The sequence below is a fragment of the Actinotalea sp. genome (genome assembly GCF_041597215.1).
Lineage (GTDB): Bacteria > Actinomycetota > Actinomycetes > Actinomycetales > Cellulomonadaceae > Actinotalea.
In genome coordinates, this window is sequence record NZ_JBFHHB010000209.1 from 1 (window position 1) to 5,757 (window position 5,757).

Consider the following 5,757-nt stretch of genomic DNA (forward strand, 5'->3'; position numbering starts at 1 on the left):
CGCAGCGTCCCGTTCCGTCGTGCCCGGTGACCGCGACCACTCCGCTGACCGAGCCGGGAAAGGTCATGAGCTCCGGCCCGAGGCTGCCGGCCGCGGCGACCACCAGCACCCCGGCGGCCGACGCCGCACGGATGCGCGTGGCGATCCGTCGCCCGAGCCGGCGTCGCCCGAACGGCAGGACGAGGATGTCCGCGTCGTGGGCGGTCGCCCATGACACGCCCCTCGCGACGAGCTCGTCGCTGACCGTCCCGTCGGCGCGCAGCACCGGGGCGACGAGCCAGGAGGCGCGCGGGGCGACCCCGGTGACCTGTCGCACCCCCTGACCGACCAGGAGGGAGGCGCACGCGGTGCCGTGGGCCGTCGGCTCGCGCAGCCCGAGCCCGGGGATCCCCGCCCAGCAGAGCGCCTGCGCCCCGGCGAGATCGGGATGCCGCAGGTCGACGGGTGCGTCGAGAAGGGCGATGCGGACCCCGGCTCCGTGCGGCGCACGGGGCCGGTGCCGGATCGTCTCGAGGCCGGGGCACGACGGGGACGCGTGCTCGGCCAGCCACCTCCCGCAGTCCACGACTCCCTCGTGCAGGCTCCGTACGCTCGTCGGTGCTGTCGTCACGTTCGTCCCCCGGGTGCACTCGTGCCGCTCTCATCCCCTCGGAGCGCGGCGGCCCCGGTTCGTGACATCGCAGGGCCGATTTGGTCCGTGGCCCTCCCGCACGTACTCTTGACCCGCCCAAGACCGCAGGTCGTCCGCCGCCCTTCCGGGTGGCTGACCGAAGTCCCGCACGAGCGGGGGCCGGCGCAGGTGAGTGACTCCGCAGCACACGGTCCGTCCGTGCGTTCCTGAGCCCCGCGCCTGCGCGGGGCTCTTTCTCGTTCCGGGGCGAGGAACGACCTGCGGCATCACCACCGGAAGGAGTGCCATGGCGAGGCCGGACAAGGCAGCCGCGGTCGCGGAGCTCACGGATCTGTTCCGTGAGTCGAACGCGGTCGTGCTGACCGAGTACCGCGGGCTCAGCGTCAAGCAGCTGAAGACGCTGCGGACCACGCTGCGCGGCGATGCCACTTACGCCGTGGTGAAGAACACGCTCTCGTCCATCGCGGCCCGTGAGGCCGGGATCGAGGGGCTCGACGAGACCCTCGCCGGACCGTCCGCGCTCGCCTTCGTCACGGGTGACCCCGTCGCGGTGGCGAAGGGACTGCGTGACTTCGCCAAGGCCAACCCCCAGCTCGTCGTCAAGGGCGGGGTGCTCGACGGTCGTCTGCTCAGCGCAGCCGACGTCACCAAGCTCGCGGACCTCGAGTCCCGTGAGGTCCTGCTGGCCAAGGCGGCCGGCGCGTTCAAGGCCAAGCTCTACCAGGCGGCCTACCTCTTCACCGCGCCGACGGCCCAGGCCGTGCGCACCATCGACGCTCTGCGCGACAAGCAGGCATCTCAGGAGCAGGCGGCCTGAGGCCGTCCACCACCACACCCACCTGCTCCTGTGAGCAGGATCGACCAGGAAGGACCCGCCACCATGGCGAAGCTCACCACCGCCGAGCTCATCGAGGCTTTCAAGGAGCTCACCCTCATCGAGCTCTCTGAGTTCGTGAAGGCGTTCGAGGAGACGTTCGAGGTCACCGCTGCTGCTCCGGTCGCGGCTGCTGCCGCTCCGGTTGCCGGCGCCGCTGCCGCCGAGGAGGTCGAGGAGAAGTCGGAGTTCGACGTCATCCTCGAGGCCGCAGGCGACAAGAAGATCCAGGTCATCAAGGAGGTGCGCGCGCTCACGAGCCTGGGCCTCAAGGAGGCCAAGGACCTCGTGGACGAGGCCCCCAAGGCCGTCCTGGAGGGCGTCGCCAAGGAGGCAGCCGAGAAGGCCAAGGCTGCTCTCGAGGGCGCCGGCGCCACCGTCACCGTCAAGTGACCTCTCGCTGAACGCGGTCCGCGAGGCCTGCACCCTGAGGGTGCGGGCCTCGCGGCCTGTTCGGCTCCGGTCGCGCGCCCCGGTTCACGGGGTCGTGACACCGCAGTTCTTCGCCCCTGCCGGTCCGGCGACCACCCTCGCGGGGGTGGGTGCGCGGCGGCATTGGACACCCGTGATGCGGGCGAGTATGCTAGCGCTTTGCGCTGGCTTGTGCCTGCATCCCTCACCTCGCCCCTCGGCCCCGAGTTCTGCCCGGACGCCGATCTGTCGTGGTGAGCCAGGTGCGGGCCGTCTACCCGCGCTGTGCACTCGAACCGCTGGGAAGGACCCCTCTTGGCTGCCTCGCGCACCCCTTCTGCTCCGACCGCTGACGCTATCGCGAACCGCACCGCATCGCGTCGCATCTCTTTCGCCAAGATCCACGAGCCTCTCGAGGTCCCTGACCTCCTCGGCCTGCAGACCGAGAACTTCGACTGGCTCCTGGGCAACTCCGCATGGCAGGACCGCGTGAAGGTCGCACTCGCGGCCGGTCGCACGGACGTCTCCGAGACCTCCGGGCTGGAGGAGATCTTCGAGGAGATCTCCCCGATCGAGGACTTCGGCGGGACGATGTCGCTGTCCTTCCGCGACCACCGCTTCGAGCCGCCCAAGTACACGGCCGAGGAGTGCAAGGAGAAGGACTTCACCTTCGCCGCACCGCTGTTCGTCACGGCCGAGTTCGTCAACTACACGACGGGCGAGATCAAGAGCCAGACGGTCTTCATGGGCGAGTTCCCGCTGATGACCGAGCGCGGGACGTTCATCATCAACGGCACCGAGCGCGTCGTCGTCTCCCAGCTGGTCCGGTCGCCCGGCGTGTACTTCGAGCGCACGGCCGACAAGACGTCCGACAAGGACATCTTCAGCGCCAAGATCATCCCGAGCCGTGGCGCCTGGCTCGAGTTCGAGATCGACAAGCGCGACGCCGTCGGCGTGCGCGTCGACCGCAAGCGCAAGCAGTCGGTCACCGTCTTCCTCAAGGCCCTCGGCCTGACGGAGTCGGAGATCCGCGAGGAGTTCGCGCAGTTCCCGGCCGTCCTGGAGACGCTCGAGAAGGACCACGTCAACACCCAGGACGAGGCGCTGCTCGACATCTACCGCAAGATCCGTCCGGGCGAGCCGCCCACGGTCGAGGCCGGCCGCGCGCTGCTCGACAACTTCTACTTCAACGCCAAGCGCTACGACCTCGCGAAGGTCGGCCGCTACAAGGTGAACAAGAAGCTCGGCACCGACGCACCGCTGACCGACTCCGTGCTGTCCGTCAGCGACGTCGTCGCGACGATCAAGTACATGGCCGCGCTGCACGCCGACGTCACGACCCTCGACGGCGTCCGCGCCGGCGAGCCGGTCGAGGTGCGCGTCGAGACCGATGACATCGACCACTTCGGCAACCGTCGCATCCGCGCGGTGGGCGAGCTCATCCAGAACCAGGTCCGTACCGGCCTGTCGCGGATGGAGCGCGTCGTCCGCGAGCGCATGACGACGCAGGACGTCGAGGCGATCACCCCGCAGACCCTGATCAACATCCGCCCCGTCGTGGCGTCGATCAAGGAGTTCTTCGGGACGTCCCAGCTCTCGCAGTTCATGGACCAGAACAACCCGCTCGCGGGCCTGACCCACAAGCGCCGCCTCTCGGCGCTCGGCCCCGGTGGTCTGTCCCGTGACCGCGCCGGCATGGACGTCCGTGACGTCCACCCCTCGCACTACGGCCGCATGTGCCCGATCGAGACCCCTGAGGGCCCGAACATCGGTCTCATCGGCTCGCTCGCGACCTACGGGCGGATCAACGCCTTCGGCTTCGTCGAGACCCCGTACCGCAAGGTCACCGAGGGGTTCGTCACCGACGAGGTCCACTACCTCACGGCCGACGACGAGGACCGTTACGTCATCGCGCAGGCCAACGCCCCTCTCGAGGAGAGCGGCTACTTCAGCGAGGACCGCGTGCTCGTCCGCGTCAAGGGCGGCGAGGTCGAGCTCGTGCCGCCGACGATGGTCGACTACATGGACGTCTCGCCGCGCCAGATGGTGTCCGTCGCGACCGCGATGATCCCCTTCCTCGAGCACGACGACGCGAACCGTGCCCTCATGGGCGCCAACATGCAGCGTCAGGCCGTGCCGCTGGTGCGCTCCGAGGCCCCGCTCGTCGGGACCGGCATGGAGCGTCGTGCGGCCGTCGACGCCGGTGACGTCATCCTCGCCGCGAAGCCGGGTGTGGTCACCGAGGTCTCGGCCGACCTCATCGTCATCGCGAACGACGACGCGACCACCTCGACGCACCGCGTCGCGAAGTTCCGCCGCTCGAACCAGGGCACCTCGTACAACCAGCGCGTGCTGGTCGAGGAGGGCGCCCGCGTCGAGGTCGGTTCCGTCCTCGCCGACGGCCCCGCGACCGACGAGGGCGAGCTCGCGCTCGGGCGCAACCTGCTCGTGGCGTTCATGTCCTGGGAGGGCTTCAACTACGAGGACGCGATCATCCTGTCGCAGCGCCTCGTGCAGGACGACGTCCTGTCCTCGATCCACATCGAGGAGCACGAGGTCGACGCCCGCGACACGAAGCTCGGGCCCGAGGAGATCACGCGGGACATCCCGAACGTCTCCGAGGACGTCCTGGCCGACCTGGACGAGCGCGGGATCATCCGCATCGGTGCCGAGGTCTCGGCGGGCGACATCCTGGTCGGCAAGGTCACCCCCAAGGGTGAGACCGAGCTGACCCCGGAGGAGCGCCTGCTTCGTGCGATCTTCGGCGAGAAGGCCCGCGAGGTGCGCGACACCTCGCTCAAGGTGCCCCACGGCGAGTCCGGGACGGTCATCGAGGTGCGCACGTTCAGCCGCGACGACGGCGACGAGCTCCCCGCCGGCGTCAACGAGCTGGTCCGCGTCTACATCGCGCAGCGCCGCAAGATCACCGGCGGTGACAAGCTCGCCGGTCGTCACGGCAACAAGGGCGTCATCTCCAAGATCCTCCCGGTCGAGGACATGCCCTTCCTTCCCGACGGCACCCCCGTCGACGTCGTCCTGAACCCGCTGGGTGTGCCGGGACGAATGAACGTCGGCCAGGTGCTCGAGGTCCACCTCGGGTGGATCGCCAAGCAGGGCTGGGACATCACGTTCGCCGGGGACGACGCGACGTGGCCGGCGGACGTCCCGCAGGCCGCCGTGAAGAGCCCTCCGGGCAACCCGGTCGCGACCCCGGTCTTCGACGGTGTGCCCGAGAACGTGCTGACCGGGCTGCTCAACGTCACGCACCCGAACCGGGACGGCGAGCGGATGGTCAACCCGAGCGGCAAGGCGCAGCTCTTCGACGGTCGCTCCGGCGAGCCGTTCCCGGACCCGATCGCCGTCGGGTACATGTACATCCTCAAGCTCCACCACCTGGTCGACGACAAGATCCACGCCCGGTCGACCGGCCCGTACTCGATGATCACCCAGCAGCCGCTCGGCGGTAAGGCCCAGTTCGGTGGTCAGCGATTCGGTGAGATGGAGGTGTGGGCGCTCGAGGCGTACGGCGCCGCGTACACCCTCCAGGAGCTGCTCACGATCAAGTCGGACGACGTCCCCGGACGCGTCAAGGTCTACGAGGCGATCGTCAAGGGGGAGAACATCCCCGACTCGGGGATCCCGGAGTCCTTCAAGGTCCTCCTCAAGGAGATGCAGTCGCTCTGCCTGAACGTGGAGGTGCTGTCCTCGGACGGCGTCTCGATCGACATGCGGGAGAACGACGACGAGGTGTACCGCGCTGCGGAGGAGCTGGGCATCGACCTGTCCCGCCGCCCGAACGCGTCGAACATCGAAGAGATCTGAGCCCGTCGGGGCCGGGCGC

The 5,757-nt window shown here is 69.3% G+C and carries 4 protein-coding genes; 3 read left to right on the forward strand and 1 reads right to left on the reverse strand.

Features of this window, described 5'->3' with window-relative positions:
- The coding region (locus ABWK99_RS12865; RefSeq protein WP_372595102.1) for a S8 family serine peptidase at window positions 1–610 on the reverse strand (610 nt) is incomplete at its 3' end.
- Window positions 611–917: 307 nt separating this feature from the next.
- Here ABWK99_RS12865 and rplJ point away from each other — a divergent pair.
- From rplJ to rpoB, 3 genes are all read left to right on the forward strand, one after another.
- The gene (gene rplJ / locus ABWK99_RS12870; RefSeq protein WP_372595103.1) at window positions 918–1,448 is read left to right on the forward strand and encodes a 50S ribosomal protein L10; all 531 of its coding nucleotides are present in this window, start codon (window positions 918–920) and stop codon (window positions 1,446–1,448) included.
- A 63-nt stretch (window positions 1,449–1,511) separates the two neighbouring features.
- The gene (rplL, locus tag ABWK99_RS12875) at window positions 1,512–1,898 is read left to right on the forward strand and encodes a 50S ribosomal protein L7/L12 (RefSeq protein ID WP_372595104.1); all 387 of its coding nucleotides are present in this window, start codon (window positions 1,512–1,514) and stop codon (window positions 1,896–1,898) included.
- Window positions 1,899–2,231: 333 nt separating this feature from the next.
- Window positions 2,232–5,738 carry a DNA-directed RNA polymerase subunit beta gene (gene rpoB, locus ABWK99_RS12880; protein ID WP_372595105.1) on the forward strand — a complete coding sequence of 1,169 codons (3,507 nt, stop codon included), beginning with the start codon at window positions 2,232–2,234 and terminating at the stop codon, window positions 5,736–5,738.
- The last annotated feature ends 19 nt before the right edge of the window (window positions 5,739–5,757 follow it).